The 14,815-nt window shown below is 71.3% G+C and carries 17 protein-coding genes, 1 pseudogene and 1 riboswitch; of the genes and pseudogenes, 8 read left to right on the plus strand and 10 right to left on the minus strand.

Annotated features, from left to right (window positions below; translation table 11 throughout):
* Positions 1-7: 7 nt before the first annotated feature.
* The 10 genes from ACN9MM_RS04950 to ACN9MM_RS04995 form a co-directional block, all read right to left on the minus strand.
* Positions 8-1,270, minus strand: coding sequence for an ABC transporter permease (locus ACN9MM_RS04950; protein WP_426362475.1), 1,263 nt, complete (start codon positions 1,268-1,270; stop codon positions 8-10).
* Entirely contained in the window at positions 1,264-1,977 is a 714-nt protein-coding gene (locus tag ACN9MM_RS04955; protein ID WP_426362476.1) for an ABC transporter ATP-binding protein, read from the minus strand. The genes ACN9MM_RS04950 and ACN9MM_RS04955 overlap by 7 nt, the downstream gene beginning before the upstream one ends.
* A complete protein-coding gene (locus tag ACN9MM_RS04960) occupies positions 1,974-3,521 on the minus strand; it encodes a peptidoglycan-binding protein (RefSeq protein ID WP_426362478.1) in 1,548 nt (515 codons plus the stop codon). The genes ACN9MM_RS04955 and ACN9MM_RS04960 overlap by 4 nt, the downstream gene beginning before the upstream one ends.
* Positions 3,522-4,430, minus strand: coding sequence for a hypothetical protein (locus ACN9MM_RS04965; protein ID WP_426362479.1), 909 nt, complete (start codon positions 4,428-4,430; stop codon positions 3,522-3,524). It abuts the gene before it with no gap.
* Between the two features lie 78 nt (positions 4,431-4,508).
* A complete protein-coding gene (locus ACN9MM_RS04970) occupies positions 4,509-4,964 on the minus strand; it encodes a hypothetical protein (protein ID WP_426362480.1) in 456 nt (151 codons plus the stop codon).
* A 109-nt stretch (positions 4,965-5,073) separates the two neighbouring features.
* Positions 5,074-5,529 carry a hypothetical protein gene (locus ACN9MM_RS04975; RefSeq protein WP_426362481.1) on the minus strand — a complete coding sequence of 152 codons (456 nt, stop codon included), beginning with the start codon at positions 5,527-5,529 and terminating at the stop codon, positions 5,074-5,076.
* A gap of 159 nt (positions 5,530-5,688) precedes the next feature.
* Entirely contained in the window at positions 5,689-6,048 is a 360-nt protein-coding gene (locus ACN9MM_RS04980; RefSeq protein WP_426362482.1) for a hypothetical protein, read from the minus strand.
* 135 nt (positions 6,049-6,183) lie between these two features.
* Positions 6,184-7,206: a helix-turn-helix domain-containing protein gene (locus ACN9MM_RS04985; RefSeq protein ID WP_426362483.1), complete on the minus strand. Its 1,023-nt coding sequence runs from the start codon at positions 7,204-7,206 to the stop codon at positions 6,184-6,186.
* Between the two features lie 415 nt (positions 7,207-7,621).
* Positions 7,622-7,990, minus strand: coding sequence for a hypothetical protein (locus ACN9MM_RS04990; protein WP_426362484.1), 369 nt, complete (start codon positions 7,988-7,990; stop codon positions 7,622-7,624).
* 97 nt (positions 7,991-8,087) lie between these two features.
* Complete coding sequence (locus ACN9MM_RS04995) at positions 8,088-8,453, minus strand: hypothetical protein (protein ID WP_426368961.1); 366 nt, start codon at positions 8,451-8,453, stop codon at positions 8,088-8,090.
* An 89-nt stretch (positions 8,454-8,542) separates the two neighbouring features.
* Here ACN9MM_RS04995 and ACN9MM_RS05000 point away from each other — a divergent pair.
* The 8 genes and pseudogenes from ACN9MM_RS05000 to ACN9MM_RS05035 form a co-directional block, all read left to right on the plus strand.
* Positions 8,543-8,909, plus strand: a pseudogene (locus tag ACN9MM_RS05000) (IS5/IS1182 family transposase); the annotation flags it as partial.
* 448 nt (positions 8,910-9,357) lie between these two features.
* Positions 9,358-10,350, plus strand: coding sequence for a dihydroxyacetone kinase subunit DhaK (dhaK, locus tag ACN9MM_RS05005; RefSeq protein ID WP_426362485.1), 993 nt, complete (start codon positions 9,358-9,360; stop codon positions 10,348-10,350).
* A gap of 25 nt (positions 10,351-10,375) precedes the next feature.
* Positions 10,376-10,996 (plus strand): dihydroxyacetone kinase subunit DhaL, encoded by a 621-nt coding sequence (dhaL, locus tag ACN9MM_RS05010; RefSeq protein WP_426362486.1) that lies wholly within the window; start codon positions 10,376-10,378, stop codon positions 10,994-10,996.
* Positions 10,993-11,448 carry a PTS-dependent dihydroxyacetone kinase phosphotransferase subunit DhaM gene (locus tag ACN9MM_RS05015; RefSeq protein WP_426362487.1) on the plus strand — a complete coding sequence of 152 codons (456 nt, stop codon included), beginning with the start codon at positions 10,993-10,995 and terminating at the stop codon, positions 11,446-11,448. Before dhaL ends, ACN9MM_RS05015 begins: the two co-directional genes overlap by 4 nt.
* A gap of 78 nt (positions 11,449-11,526) precedes the next feature.
* A riboswitch (cobalamin riboswitch) is annotated at positions 11,527-11,732 on the plus strand.
* Between the two features lie 29 nt (positions 11,733-11,761).
* On the plus strand, positions 11,762-12,460 hold the full coding sequence (locus ACN9MM_RS05020; RefSeq protein ID WP_426362488.1) for an energy-coupling factor ABC transporter permease: 699 nt from the start codon (positions 11,762-11,764) through the stop codon (positions 12,458-12,460).
* Complete coding sequence (locus ACN9MM_RS05025) at positions 12,457-13,137, plus strand: energy-coupling factor ABC transporter substrate-binding protein (protein ID WP_426362489.1); 681 nt, start codon at positions 12,457-12,459, stop codon at positions 13,135-13,137. Before ACN9MM_RS05020 ends, ACN9MM_RS05025 begins: the two co-directional genes overlap by 4 nt.
* A 5-nt stretch (positions 13,138-13,142) precedes the next feature.
* Complete coding sequence (gene cbiQ / locus ACN9MM_RS05030; RefSeq protein WP_426362490.1) at positions 13,143-13,892, plus strand: cobalt ECF transporter T component CbiQ; 750 nt, start codon at positions 13,143-13,145, stop codon at positions 13,890-13,892.
* Positions 13,889-14,752: an ATP-binding cassette domain-containing protein gene (locus ACN9MM_RS05035; protein ID WP_426362491.1), complete on the plus strand. Its 864-nt coding sequence runs from the start codon at positions 13,889-13,891 to the stop codon at positions 14,750-14,752. The genes cbiQ and ACN9MM_RS05035 overlap by 4 nt, the downstream gene beginning before the upstream one ends.
* Positions 14,753-14,815 lie beyond the last annotated feature (63 nt).

Consider the following 14,815-nt stretch of genomic DNA (forward strand, 5'->3'; position numbering starts at 1 on the left):
CTCGCGGTCAGCCGCGGAGGGCTTCGGCCGGTTGCACGGAGGAGGCGCGGCGGGCGGGGTAGATTCCGGCCACGACCCCGGTCGCCAGACCGATGAGCGGGGCGGTGGCCAGGATCACCGGGTGCATGACCGGCGTCCAGTGCCTGACCAGTGCCACCGCCAGGACGGCCAGCGTGCCGATGGCCGTGCCGATGAGTCCACCGAACGCGCCCAGCGTGCCCGACTCGGCGAGGAACTGGGCGGTGACGTGCCGCCTCTGCGCGCCGAGTGCGCGGCGCAGGCCGATCTCCCCGGTGCGTTCGAGGACCGCCACCAGGGTGGTGTTGGCGATCCCGACCGCTCCGATGACCAGGCACACTGCGGCGAGCAGCAGAAAGAGCTGTTCGAGGTCGGAGGTCACGGAGGACCGCAGGCTCTTCGGGTCGGGCGGGGGAATCGCCTTGAAGTACTCCGGGTGGTCGGGGCGCAGCGCCGTGGGTACTTCCCCGGCCACCTGACGGGCCGCGCCCAGGTCGGTGGCGATGAGCATCCTGGCGCCCTGGGCGGGCCGCCCCCAGAGCTGCACCGCGGTGGTCTCCGGCACGAGGACGGAGAGCAGCAGGTCCGGCTGGCGCTGGACGTCCTCGACGATGCCGGCGACGGTGAAGGGCTGCCCCCCGATGAAGATCGCCGGTCTGGTCTCCAGCGTGGTGATCCCCAGCCGTGCGGCGATGCCCGAGCTGATCACGGTGACACGCTGGCGGGTGTCGGTGTGGAAGTCGTCGTACAGCCGGCCCTGGGACAGCCGGGGCTCGGCCGCCAGCAGGGCACCGGGGGCGGCGGCGACGACGTTGAGGACTTCCCCCGTGGAGTCGCCCACCGGGGCGGCGGCGACGGTGAGTTCGGCCGCGCTCTGTCGGGGCTGCACCGTCCACAGGACGCCGGCGTGCCGCACCCCGTTGAGCCGCTCGACGCGGTCCGAGGCATCGTCCGGGAACGCCGCGTCGGCGAACTCGTCCTGCTCGCGGGCGATGTCCTCGACCGTCACCTCGGTCGCGGAGAGCACGTTGAAGCGGGAGTCGATCTGCGAGGAGGCGGTGGCCGTGAGGCCGAGTACGGCGACGAAGGCACCGACGCCCAGGACGGTGCCCAGCATGGTGAGCGCGGAGCGGGCGGGGCGCTGCAGCATTCCGGCGAGCGCTTCGGCCAGCACGTCCCGTGGCACGAAGGTGGAGCGCCCGATGCGCGGCAGGGGCGCGGCCTGCCGCGCCTTTGGGTTCCGGGTCAGCATGTGCGTGCCTCCTCGCTCTCGCTCAGTACGCCGTCCCGGATGGTGACCGTCCGTCGGCCGCGGGCGGCCACGGCCGGGTCGTGCGTGATGAGGACGATCGTGATGCCCTCGGCGTTGAGGGCCTCGAGGAGTTGGAGCACCGCCTCGGCGTTGCCCGTGTCCAGGTTTCCCGTCGGCTCGTCGCACAGGAGCAGCGAGGGCCGGGCGACCAGGGCCCGTGCGATGGCGACCCGCTGGCGTTCGCCGCCGGACATCCGGGTGGGAAGCGCGTCGATCCGGTGACCGAGGCCGACCCGAGCGAGCGCCTCGCGGGCTCGCTGGGGGCGCTCGTGGTGCGGGACGCCGCTGTAGACCATGGCGAGTTCGACGTTCTCGCGGGCGCTGCGGTGCGGCAGCAGGTGGAAGGCCTGGAAGACGAACCCGATGCGGCGGCCGCGCAAGGTGGTGCGCTCGGTGTCCCTGAGCCGGCCGGTGTCGATGCCGTCGAGGACAAAGCTGCCCGTCGTGGGGGTGTCGAGGAGTCCGGCGATGTTCAGGAACGTGGACTTGCCCGATCCGGAGGGGCCGACGACGGTGATGAACTCGCCGCGGTGGACCGCGAGGTCGCCGGGGCGCAACGCCTGCATGGGCGGGGGCCCCGGGTACGTGAGGCCGACCTGCCGGAACTCGATGACGGGCGGTACGGACGGGGTCGGGGACGCGGTCATCCGGTCGCCTCCTGTGCGGCGGCATCCGTCGGGACGCCGGTCACCACCCGGTCGCCCTCGCCGAGGGTCCCGCTGTCCAGGGGGATGACCTCGACGCTCCCGTCGCCGGAGGTGCCGGGCTTCACCCGGACGCGGCGCTGCGTGCCGTCGTCCTCGACCACGGTGACCGCGGTGGAGCCGTCGGCGCCGGCCGACACGGCCGTGACGGGCACGACCAGGACCTTGCCACCGGTCGTCGCGGCCTGGACGGTCAGGCGGACGTTCTGCCCGGTCCATGTGGCCTCCAGCGGCCGGCCCGGCGCGAGGGTCACCAGATAGCCGTCCGCGTCGGACTGCCCACCGGCGGGCTGTCCGTCCTGCGCGTCGCCGTCGGCACGCGGCGTCGTACGGGTGGTGGCGAGGGACCGTACGGAGGCCGTGGCGGTGGCGCCGTCGACCTCGGAGAGGATCTCCGCCTTCTGGCCCGCCCTGATCAGGCCCTTCTGGTGGTCGGGCACGTAACCCTGCACCACCAGGGGGCCCGCGGCGACGGTCATCACGGCTCCCTGCACCTTCGCGCCGAGCCGTACGGAAAGGTCCTGAACCCGCGCCGGGAAGCTCTCCAGGAACGCGACCTCGCCGGAGGGGACCATGGGGCCAGAGGCGGCCCGAGCGGCGACGAGGCCCTCGCGTGCGGTGGCCAGGTCCTCGCGGGTACGGGCGACAGCCTTGCGCAGGCCCTCCAGTTCGCGGCCGCCGCCCGCCCCGGCCGTTCCCGCGGTCGTTCCTGCGGTCGTCGCGGTCGAGCCGGCCGTCTTGCCCGAGCCCGTACCGGAGCGGCCCGCCCCGGAGCCGGAGGCGGTCTCGGCGGTCTTCCATGCGTCTTCGGCGTCGTCCACGGCTCGTTCGGCCGAGGTCACCTGCGCTTCGGCCGAGGTGACGGTGGCCGAACCCTCGGCGCCGCCGACCTCGACGGGTTCGTACCCGAGCGCTTCGTAGAGCGCGGTGACCGCCGACTTCGTCCCCTCGCCGAAACGCCCCCGGTTGTCGGGGGAGGTGGAGTGACCGAGCCGGTGGAGCGCGTCCTGGAGCCGTCCCACGTCACTGCCCTGGGCGCCGGGCTTGAGGTCTCGGTAGAGCGGGACGGTGCCCTGGAGTGCGATCACCGGACGGCCGGAGATCTCGGCCAGCAGCCGTCCCGCGCGCACCTGGTCGCCCGCCTTCAGCGGCAGCTTGGAGACCGTGGGGCTGCCTCCGTCCGCCGTACCGCCGGGAGTGATCTCCACGCTCTGACCGGCGACCACGGTGCCGCGAAGGACCACCGAGGAAGCCAGTGTCCGGTACTCGACCGGAGCGGTGATCACGGACGGTGCGGGCGGCCGGGAGTCCGCCGCCGCCTGGGCGGGCGACCTGATCAGCAGGGAGGCCCCGAAGCCCGCCCCGGTGAGCGCGACCGCGGCCGACGCGGTCAGGGCGAGCCAGCGGCGCCTGATCCGTACACCGTCACCCCCGCCGCCGCGGGCCGTCTCGGCCGCGTCCATGGACGGCTGTTCGTCGTTCCGCATTCAGTTCGCCAATGCCTTGTTCGCCGACTTGATGACCGCTTCCTGGTCCTTCTTGATCTCGGCGAAACCGGCGGCGTTCTGCTCGATGTAGTCGTTCTGGATCCGCGTTTCGAGCCGGAGCAGCACGGTGGCGAGCTTCGCGTCCTTCTTGCACCCCACGTCGGCCTTGGCCGCGGTCTTCTCCTGCGGCGACGCGGAGTTCCCCTGGAGCATGTACTTCTCGGCCGGCTGCAGGAAGGAGGTGTGCCGGTATCCGGCCTTCTTCATGCACGACGCCCATGCGTCCTGGGCCTTGATGAACTCCGGCATCTTCTGGGCCTGGTCGAAGGAGGAGAAGTCGATGCTGAGCAGCCCGATCTTGCCCTTCGCGGGGTTCTGCACCTTGTCGAGCCCCAGCTTGCGGCCGACCTCCCCGACGCACCCGCCCTCGGGGATGTCCTTGCCCCGGTAGGTACCGCCCGAGACCGCCTTGCCGCCCTTGGGGCCCTTGGCGCCGAAGACCATGTACGCCTCGGGCGGGAGCTTGGCCCTGCCGGACACCGCGCCTCGGGCGTGCTCGTCCTCGCCTGCCACCGGGATCATGTGGTAGCCGTGCTCGGCGGCGACCTTCTCGCTGACCACGCCGTAGCGACGGCTCACGACCTCGACGGGCGCGGCCTTCGTGACCGGCCAGTCGAACCCGTACCGCTTCATGCAGTCGGAGGCCAGGGTGGACTGCGCGGTGTCCACCAGCGCCTGCTGCTCGGGGGTGAGGAAGTAGGCGGACACCGGGAGGACGATGTCGGCCTCGGTGACGACCTCACGGGCCGCGGAGGGGTGGGCGCCGGCGCCTTGCGGGGACTCTTCCGCGCACCCGGTGAGCAGGAGCGTGCCGACCCCGGCGGCGATGACAATACGTGTATAACGCAAGGGGATCCCCTGGATAGAGTGGATGTGCTGTGGTGGGGCGGAATTGGCCTCCGCCCCACCACGGTCATGGGCCGGGGATCAGGAGCCGGAGGAGTCGTAGACGGTCCCCGAGCAGTTGTTGCCGAAGAGGTGGGCGTCCATCACGTCGTTGGCGTTCTGGCCGCTGCTCAGGGTGATGTACGCCAGGTTGCTCACAGAGCCGTAGGTCGCGATCTTGAAGCAGGGGCCCTGGTGGTACGGGGCGCGGTACACCGAGATCCTGGTGTCCACGTCCCAGTTGTCGATGGAGCTGACGTTGTAGAGGTAGTTGTCACCCGCGTAGAGCGGGATGCTGGGGCTGCCGGGGTAGGTGATGATCTCCCAGTTGTGGCGGGAGTTGTAGTCGTCCCTCTTGTATCCGGTGAAGTCGGAGTTCGAGTAGAGACATGCGTTGTCGGGGGTGCAGGAGGCCGCCTGCGCGGGCGCGGCCATGGTGACTCCCGCACCGAGCAGGGATGCCGCGGCGACAACCATCGCGGAAATGCGTCGCATCATGAGTGTTCCTCTTTTCTATTCAAGCCGAAGTGACGGCTTTTGAGGGTTGATTGACGTGCTGAGGTGGGGCGGAATCGGCCTCCGCCCTACCCCGGTCACGGGCCGGGGATCAGGAGCTGGAGGAGTCGTAGACGGTCCCCGAGCAGTAGTTGCCGAAGCGGTGCGAGGCCATCACGTCGTTGGCGTTCTTGCCGCTGCTCAGGGTGATGTAGGCGAAGTTGGTCACGGACCCGTAGTTTTCGATCTTGAAGCAGGGCCCCTGCCACTGGGAGTGGTAGTACACCGAGACCCTGGTGTCCACGTCCCAGTTGTCGAGCGAGCTGACATTGAGCGGACTGTTCTCGTTCCAGTAGAGAAAGGCGTCCGGGAAGCCGTCGTAGTGGATGGACGCCCATGAGGTCTGGGATCTGTAGTCGTCCCGCTTCAAGCCCTCGAAGTCGGCGCTCGAGTAGAGGCAGGCGTTGTCGGGGGTGCAGGAGGCCGCCTGCGCGGGCGCGGCCATGATGACTCCCGTACTGAACAGGGATGCCGCGGCGACGAGCATCGCCGAAACGCGTCGAATCATGAGTGTTTCTCTCTTTCATCCAGGCCGGAATCACGAAGGGATGCCGACGGGCCAGGGAATGTCGCCGGCGTACCAGAGCTGGTTGCCCCCGTAGCGGCAGTCCCGCTGCCGGGCCGGAGCGCAGCACGGCGGACCATCCCGCCGCGACCCGTGGCGGGGTCAGGAGTAGACGGTCGTCCAGTCGCCGCTCTGCTCGGTGGGGACCCACGCGACGACGTCGCCGTAATACGTGGCGAAGGAACAGGAGTTGTTCCGGTAGAAGGTGACGCCGACCTCGCCCTTCCACCACCAGCCGTTGATCCAGGTGTCCTTGCTCGGCGTGGAGAAGCAGCCCGACACCTGCTCGCCGTTCTGGTTGTAGCCCTCGATGCGGATGGAGTAGACGACGGTGCTGGTGTCGTGGAAACGGATCTGCTGGCCGTTCGATCCGGCGAACGACTGTCCCGCGGAGCCCAGCACCCCGGCGAAGGCCAGGGCAGTGGCCGCGACGGTGGTGGCGGCCTTCTTGCGCATGCTCATGTGTCCCCCTGAGATGAATGTCGGACGCCTCCTCGCGGGCAGGGCGAGGGGCACGGAGATGCGGCGGTCAAAAGGCCGATGCCACTGTCGATGGCATTCCGGGCGTCGGGCCGGGTTGTTGTCCCGTGGCTCCGTTCACGCTGTGGCGCTGTCTCCAGCGGAGAATGTAGGCCCGTACGGCGCGCCGTGGTGTGCATGGCCTGCCGGATTCCTTTCCTCTGCGTGCCGCGGGGCCGCGAGCGAGAGGGCACGGTGCTCGACAGGGCTGATTCCGTAGGCCTCGCGGAACGCCCGGCTGAACCCGGTCGCGCTGGGAAAGCCCCAGCGAGCCGCGATCGTCTGAACGGGCTGACCGCTGAGTTCCCCGCGTGCCAGGTCGCTGTGGGCGTGCTCCAGCCGGCTCTGGCGGATGTGTGCCGCGACGGTCCGCGGCTGGTCGCCGAACAGGCGGTAGAGACCCCGCACGGACATGTGGTGCCGGTCGGCGATCACCTCGGGAGTCAGGCCCGGGTCACCGAGATTGCTCTCGATGAAGCGGTAGATCCGCAGCAACGTCTCCTGCGCCCGCGCCTCGGCAGGCGCCTCACCGGGGTCACCGAGCTGCCGCGCGAGAAACGCCGTGGCCAGGTCGAGGGCGACGGACCCCATGGCGCGCAGCTCCTCCGGGCGGCATTGCGGGCCTCGTGTGTGCAGCGTCTTCAGGAAGTCGGCGAGGATCGCCCCCGACCCCGCCTCCGCGGCCAGGCTCCGTGCGAGGAGGCGGTCCACCCGGTCGGGATTCAGCGCCAGCGCCTGACGGGGGATCTGCAGGACCACCGTCTCGATCCGCCCCGCCGCGCACGCCCCCTCGCTCGGTCGTGAGGTGTCCGTGAGCACGAGTCCCCCCGCGACCACCGCATCGTTGCCGTGCTGGGAGATCCACACCTCACCTCGACTGACGAGTGCCAGCTGCAGGCGCTCCGGATCGGCACGCTGGACATGCGTCGCGGTGCGGCGCGAGTGCACGGGCGAGCAGGCCACGCCGGACAGCCGCACCGCGCCGAGATCCAGCTCCGTCATGCTCGCCCGGAAGTCGGACGCATGCCGTGTGCTGAGCCTGACGGGCATCACGGCACGGCACACCGTCTCGCAGAACCAGTCGAACCTGTCCTCCCCCACCCCGGCAGCATCTGGTCGAGCCAGCGAACCCATGTGATCCCCCCACACCTCGACACGGCAACGAGCCGGCCACCTGGCCGGCTTGTCGCACAGCCGTGCATCACCCCATCGGCAGGTGATCAATTAGCAGACGCACGGGGCTGTTCGGAGTGCGGTCTCGACAGTCGGAATCCGGCCATGGCTGATCCGACGAGGAGGAAGGGACCGGGTTGGGCGACTCCTACAGCGCCGACGCCGACCGCCGTACGGGAACCACCGCCCGCGCACGACGAGGACCGCTTCGACGCCTGGCACATGGTGAAAGACACCCCTGGCGCCGGAACGCGGACACCGGGGGCTCGCGGTCGACGCCTCCGAGTCGGCCGTCGGGCTGTCGCTGAAGGGGACGCGAGTTCCTCTCAGACCGGCGACCGCTCTAACCGATCCCCAGGAACGGGTCGCCGTAGAGGACGTAGAGCAAGCCGAGCGGAATGCCGCGGTCGGTGAACAGCCGGAAGGACCGGTGGCTCGCCCTGTCGATCACCGCGGACCCGCAGGCGTTCGCGACAATCAGCGCCCGGGCACCGCTCGGGGATCCCAGTCGCTGCTGCCGCTGCCGAAACCCGTGTCTGATCGCGCGGAGCGAGATCCGTCTTCCGCGTCCGTACGGGCCGCCGAGCAGCAGGGCGAAGTCGGGGTCCGTCTTGTCGGTGGTATCGCCGTGGCAGGCGAAGTGCTGGATCTGGACGGGGCGGTTTCGCGTACCACCGTCGAGGGCCTTGGTGGGGTCGCACAGCGCGTCCACCAGGCGCTTCCTGAAGGGCGCGGGAACGCCTTCGTCTCTGAGACGGCGGCCGCGGAGGATCTTGCAGAGAATGGAGGGCTGCCGTTGAGACCGAGTGTCAGCGGGGGATCCCCTGCCCTGCTTCGGTGAGAGTCAGTGTGAGGCACCCCAGCCACGTGCCGGATCGCGGGTACTCCCAGTTCTCGGCGTTCGCCAAAACTGCAGGAAGGCCCTGCCTCGGAATGGGGGGACCGGGCTGCTCACCGAGAGTGCCATCCGGCGCTGTCCACGGCACGAGCCGGCACACTTCGATCCATCCTCTGTCGACGAGGGGAAGGAGGATCGGGACGAGAGCCGAGGCGGGCCCTGAGACCAGCGGCTCGTCGAGATCGCCCCGGACACCGGGGAGGATGTCGATCTCGGTGGCGTTGATCATGAAGGCGCGTTCGGCAGATGACAGCTGGTCCGTCGCGGGATAGATCACATACAGAGTGTCGCAGCTCAGGAGAACGACCGACGAGAGCCCCCGGCGGCCTTCTGAAGACGTGGTCACATGGACGAGATGATCTCGAACTGACTGGTGTGATCACAGCGTCGGAGCCGTCCTGGATAGCCCCGTTCTCCGGGCTGAGCCCGCGCGCCTTCGGGAAGCTGGTGACGGTACTGCGCCGCGCAGGTGCGGACGCGGTCCGCAGGGGCCGACCATGGATCCTCCCGTTGGAAGACCGGATCTTGCTGGTCACCGCGTACTGGCGAACAAACCTGACCGTACGAATCGCGCAATCGGTTCACCAAGGATGCAGTGCTCATCGTGGACGCCGCTCTGGTCTCCACCCGGGACCACACCGTCGCCGAGCGGTCGAAGAACTACCGGTACTCCACCAACCACCAGGTCGTCATCGACGCCGACACCCGCCTGGTCGTCGTGGTTGGCCGGCCGGGCTCCACCCCTGGACCGCGTCGTCGAGTCCGGTGGCGACGACCGTCGGTGCGTTGAACGCCGATCCGAACCGGGCCATCGTGTACTTCCTGATGGTTCCCGCATCCAGCGTGTAGGTCGCACCACCTACGGACCACACGTCCTGCGCAGCACGGATTTCCTTCACCCTGGGGTCGCTCGGACCCGGAAATCCTGGGGCCGGAGCAGCACTCGTGACCTTCGCAGCAGGATTGTCGATACCACCGAGGGAAAGATCTCGACGAGACCTGGCGCGTCGCCACACTAAGCTGACATAGCGTCATAGAAGTCCGCATCAGATCAGCATGAGCACCGGCGGATGCCGCCTTCGACCGCCGCGTACCGCCAAGATCACCTAGCCCGGCAACACGATCTGACCTGCGAAGACCCGAAGAGTGAGTCCAGCCGCTGAAATCCCGAGGAGACACCCGTGAGGATGCTGATCAACGTTCCTGAGACCGTCGTCGCCGATGCGCTGCGGGGGATGGCCTCGGCGCATCCCGAGCTGACCGTGGACGTCGAGCGGCGGGTCGTGGTGCGGCGGGACGCGCCCGTGGCCGGGAAAGTGGCGCTGGTGTCCGGCGGCGGGTCCGGGCACGAGCCGTTGCACGGGGGGTTCGTGGGGTACGGCATGCTGGCGGCCGCGTGCCCCGGAGAGGTCTTCACCTCGCCCGTGCCCGATCAGATGGTGCGTGCCGCGGCCGCCGTCGACAGCGGCGCCGGGGTGCTCTTCGTCGTGAAGAACTACACCGGCGACGTGCTGAACTTCGAGATGGCCGCGGAGCTCGCCGAGGACGAGGGCATCCAGGTCGCCAAGGTCCTCGTCGACGACGACGTGGCGGTGACGGACAGTCTGTACACGGCGGGGCGGCGCGGCACCGGCGGCACGCTGTTCGTGGAGAAGATCGCCGGTGCCGCCGCCGAGGAGGGCGCCCCGCTGGAGCGCGTGGAGTCGATCGCCCGACGGGTCAACGAGCGGTGCCGGTCCTTCGGGGTGGCCCTGAGTGCCTGCACGACCCCCGCCAAGGGCAGCCCGACCTTCGATCTCCCCGCGGGCGAGCTGGAGTTGGGCATCGGGATTCACGGCGAACCGGGCCGGGAGCGGCGGGCCATGATGACCTCCCGCGAGATCGCGGACTTCGCCGTGGACGCCGTCGTCGAGGACCTGCGCCCGTCCGGGCCGGTCATCGCCCTGGTGAACGGGATGGGCGCCACTCCTCTCCTGGAGCTGTACGGCTTCAACGCCGAGGTGCAGCGGGTGCTCGCCGAGCGGCAGGTGCCGGTGGCCCGGACACTGGTCGGGAACTACGTGACGTCGCTCGACATGGCCGGGTGCTCGGTGACCCTGTGCGAGGTCGACGAGGAGCTGTTGCGTCTGTGGGACGCTCCGGTGCAGACGCCCGCGCTGCGCTGGGGCCGGTGAGACGGGATTGGGCATGGGGAGCGACATGACGGAGACCTTCGGCGCCGGGTTCCTGGTGCGCTGGCTGGCCGCGGTGGCCGAGGACGTCGACCGGGAGGCGGACCGGCTCACCGAGCTGGACTCGGCCATCGGCGACGCCGACCACGGGGCCAATCTGCGGCGGGGCTTCGCCGCCGTGACGGAGATCCTGGCGAAGGAGCCGCCGGCGAGCCCGGGCGCGGTGCTCACCGCCGCCGGGCGGCAGCTGATCTCCACGGTCGGCGGCGCCTCGGGGCCGCTGTACGGGACGCTGCTGCGGCGCGCCGGGAAGACCCTGGGCGAGGACGCGCAGGTCACCCGGGTGCGGTTGGCGGAGGCCCTCGGCGCCGGGGTGGCCGCCGTGTCGCAGCTGGGCGGCGCCCAGGTGGGGGACAAGACGATGCTGGACGCGCTCGTGCCCGCCGTCGAAGGGCTCCGGAGTTCGTACGAGGCGGCCCGGACCGCCGCCGACGGCGGCGCCCTCGCGACCGTACCCCTCCAGGCGCGCAAGGGCCGGGCCAGCTATCTCGGGGAGCGGTCGATCGGGCACCAGGATCCGGGGGCGACGTCGTCGGCGCTGCTGTTCGCGGCGCTCGCCGACACCGCGCGCACGGAGGGGGTGCGATGAGCCCCACGCCCGCAGAACCGCCCACAGAACCGCCCGCCGTGCCTCCCGTGGTCCCGCCCGTCGGCATCGTGCTCGTCTCCCACAGCGCGGCGGTCGCGACGGCGGTGGCCGAGCTGGCCCGCGGCCTCGCGGGCGGCGGCGATCTCGCGCCGCTGCTGCCGGCGGGCGGCACTGCGGACGGCGGGCTCGGGACGAGTTCCGAGCTGATCTGCGAGGCGGCGAAGGCCGTCGACCGGGGGGCCGGTGTGGCGCTCCTGGTCGACCTGGGCAGCGCGGTCCTCACCGTGAAGGCGCTGCTCGCCGAGGGCGACGAACTGCCCGAGGCCGCCCGCCTGGTGGACGCGCCGTTCGTCGAGGGCGCGGTCGCCGCGCTGGTCACGGCGAGCGCCGGCGGGGACCTCGAAGCGGTGGTGGCGGCGGCCTCGGAGGCGTACTCCTACCGCAAGGAGTGAGCGCCCGAGCCGTGTGCGGGGAGTGACCGACGGGCCGCGCCGGGTGGCGACCGTGTTGTGATCCAGCAGGTCAACACACTAATGTCGCAGGGCCTTGGTGTACGGGAAACCGGTGCGGTACCGGTGCGGCCCTCGCCACTGTGATCGGGAGGTCCGGCTCCATCCCCGGGGGGAACACCCCGGGGAAGCCACTGGACCGGCGCGGGAGACCGCGACGGTGTGGGAAGGCGGAGTCGGGCCGTATGACCGTCAGCCAGGAGACCGGCCGGGGTGCGTTGTCCATCCACGAGGTGCTGGAGAGGGTCTACCGACCATGCATATAGCCGAGGGGTATCTGCCCCCTGTGCACGCCGCCGCCTGGGGCGTAGCGGCCGCCCCGTTCGTCGCCCACGGGGTGCGCGCGCTGACCCGCGAGGTGCGGTCGAACCCCGAGTCCACCCTGCTGCTCGGCGCGTCCGGCGCCTTCACGTTCGTCCTGTCGGCACTCAAGCTTCCCTCCGTCACCGGGAGTTGCTCCCACCCGACCGGTACGGGTCTGGGTGCGATCCTCTTCCGACCCCCGATCATGGCGGTCCTCGGGACGATCACCCTGCTCTTCCAGGCCCTGCTGCTCGCGCACGGCGGGCTGACCACCCTCGGGGCGAACGCCTTCTCGATGGCGATCGTCGGGCCCTGGGCGGGCTACGGGACGTACCGGCTGCTGCGGCGGTTCGGTACGCCGCTGATGGTGGCCGTCTTCTTCGGCGCGTTCGTCGCCGACCTGTCCACGTACTGCGTCACCAGCGTGCAGCTGGCCCTGGCGTTCCCCGACCCCGGCAGCGGCGTGCCCGGCGCGCTGGCCAAGTTCGGCGGGATCTTCGCCGTGACCCAGATCCCGCTGGCGGTGAGCGAGGGCCTGCTCACGGTGCTCGTGATGCGGCTGCTCACCCAGTCCAGCAAGGGCGAGCTGGTCCGGCTCGGCGTCCTCGGCCGGCCGAAGGCGGAGCGAGGGGAGGAGGTGGCCGCGCGATGAGCCGTAACGCGAAGATCAACACGCTGCTGCTGCTCCTCGTCGCCGCGCTCGCGGTCCTGCCGCTCGCGCTGGGCCTCGGCGACCACAAGGAAGAGCCGTTCGCGGGGTCGGACGCGGAGGCCGAGACCGCGATCACCGAGCTCCAGCCGGACTACAAGCCGTGGTTCAGCCCGCTGTACGAGCCGCCGTCCGGCGAGATCGAGTCGGCGCTCTTCGCCCTCCAGGCGGCACTGGGCGCCGGCGTCCTCGCGTACTACTTCGGCCTCCGGCGCGGCCGCCGCCAGGGCGCGGCCCGCGCGGCGGCGGAGGCCGCCGAGGCGGCGGGGACGGACGGTGCGACGGGGATGGAGAGTGCGACGGGGGAAGGCGGTCCCGTCGGGCAGGGTGACTCCGGTACGGCCGGGAACGGGCCCGTCTCCGGCACGTCGACCAGCGGGGAGGACTCGGCCGACGCGCACGCCGGTACCGGTACCGGTGCCGACTCCGGCGCCCCGCGTACCGGTGCCGGCTCCCGCGCCCCGCGTGCCGGCGCCGGCTCCCGCGCCCCGCGGGCCGGCGCAGCCTCCCGTGCCGCCGGCGCCGGTGCCGCAAGCGGCGGGTCCCGGCCCGTCGTCGGTGAGGCGGGGGTCCCGGGGGCCGACGACGGTTCCGTCCCCTTCGACGGCACGGGCGCGTAGCGCCGATGCTGCCGATCGACGCGGCGGCGCACAGCAGTCGCTGGCGCCGCCGTCATCCCGTGGAGAAGGCGCTCCTCGGCTTCGGACTGACCCTGTGCGCGGTGGGTCTGCCGCCGTGGCCCGGCGCGGTGCTCGTGGCGGCGGCCACGCTCGCGGTGCTGCTCGGCCCGGCCGGTGTGCCGGGCCGTCAGCTGTGGCGGGCGTTCCGCATCCCGCTCGGCTTCTGCGTCACGGGCGCGGTCCCGCTGCTCTTCGAGGTGGGCGGGGCGCGGGGGCTCGTGGCCCTCGCGCCCGACGGTCCCGTGCACGCGGGCGAGTTGCTGCTGCGGACCGCCTCGGCCTCTCTCGGGGTGCTGCTCTTCGCCTTCACGACGCCGGTGTCCGACGTGCTGCCCCGGTTGGTCCGGGCGGGCGTCCCGGCACCGGTGGTGGACGTGGCACTCGTGATGTACCGGATCATCTTCCTGCTGCTCGACGCGCTCACGAAGATCCGGCAGGCCCAGGCGGCCCGGCTCGGGCACACCACCCGGGCCGCGACCTGGCGTTCGCTCGCCGGCCTCGGCGCGACGACGTTCGTACGGGCCTTCGACCGGGCGCAGCGCCTGCAGTCGGGGCTCGCCGGGCGCGGTTACGACGGGACGCTGCGGGTGCTGGTGCCCGCCGTCGCGGTGTCGCGGCGGTTCCTCACGGCGACGGGCCTGCTCCTGGCGGGTCTCGTCGCCCTCACCCTCGTACTGGAAAGGTTCCTTCCGTGACGTCTCCGACCCCCGTCGTGGAGCTGGTGAAGGCGGGTTTCGCCTACGAGGACGGGCCCGCGGTCCTGTCGGGCGTGGACTTCGCGGTGGCGGAGGGACGCGCGATCGCGCTCCTCGGCCGCAACGGCAGCGGCAAGACGACGCTGCTCCGGCTGCTCAGCGGGGGTCTGCGCTGCGGGAGCGGGTCGCTGCTCCTGGACGGGGCGGAGGTGGCGTACGACCGGCAGGGGCTGACCCGGCTGCGGACCACGGTGCAGCTGGTCGTGCAGGATCCGGACGACCAGCTGTTCGCGGCCTCGGTCGGTCAGGACGTGTCGTTCGGTCCGATGAACCTGGGGCTGCCGGAAGAGGAGGTACGGCTCCGGGTGCGGGAGGCCCTGGAGGCGCTGGACATCGTGGCTCTTGAGGACCGGCCGACGCATCTCCTGTCGTACGGGCAGCGGAAGCGGGCGGCGATCGCGGGCGCCGTCGCGATGCGGCCCCGGGTGCTGATCATGGACGAGCCGACGGCCGGACTCGACCCGCACGGCCAGGAGCGGCTGCTCGACGCGCTGGAACGGCTCCGTGCGACGGGGACGACGGTGGTGATGGCGACGCACGACGTCGATCTGGCGCTGCGCTGGGCCGACGGGGCGGCGGTGCTCTCCCCCGACGGTCTGCGCACGGGCCCGGTCGCCGAGCTCCTCGCGGACGACGCCCTGCTGGCGGCGGCCCGTCTACGCCGCCCGTGGGGCACGTCGGTGGCCCGTCTCCTGCGGGCCCACGGTCTGCTGGGCGCGGACGCGGCGGAGCCCCGGACGCCGGAGGACCTGGACGCGTGGGTCACCGCCGAGGTGGCGGGGCCGGGCCGCCCGGCCTGAGCGATCCGAGTGAGGCTCCAGCCGCCCGGCCTGAGCGTCCCGAGTGGCGCGGAGGTCTTGCTA

Origin of the sequence: Streptomyces sp. E-08 (assembly GCF_049913095.1) — a bacterium.
In the GTDB taxonomy this organism is placed as follows: Bacteria; Actinomycetota; Actinomycetes; order Streptomycetales; family Streptomycetaceae; genus Streptomyces.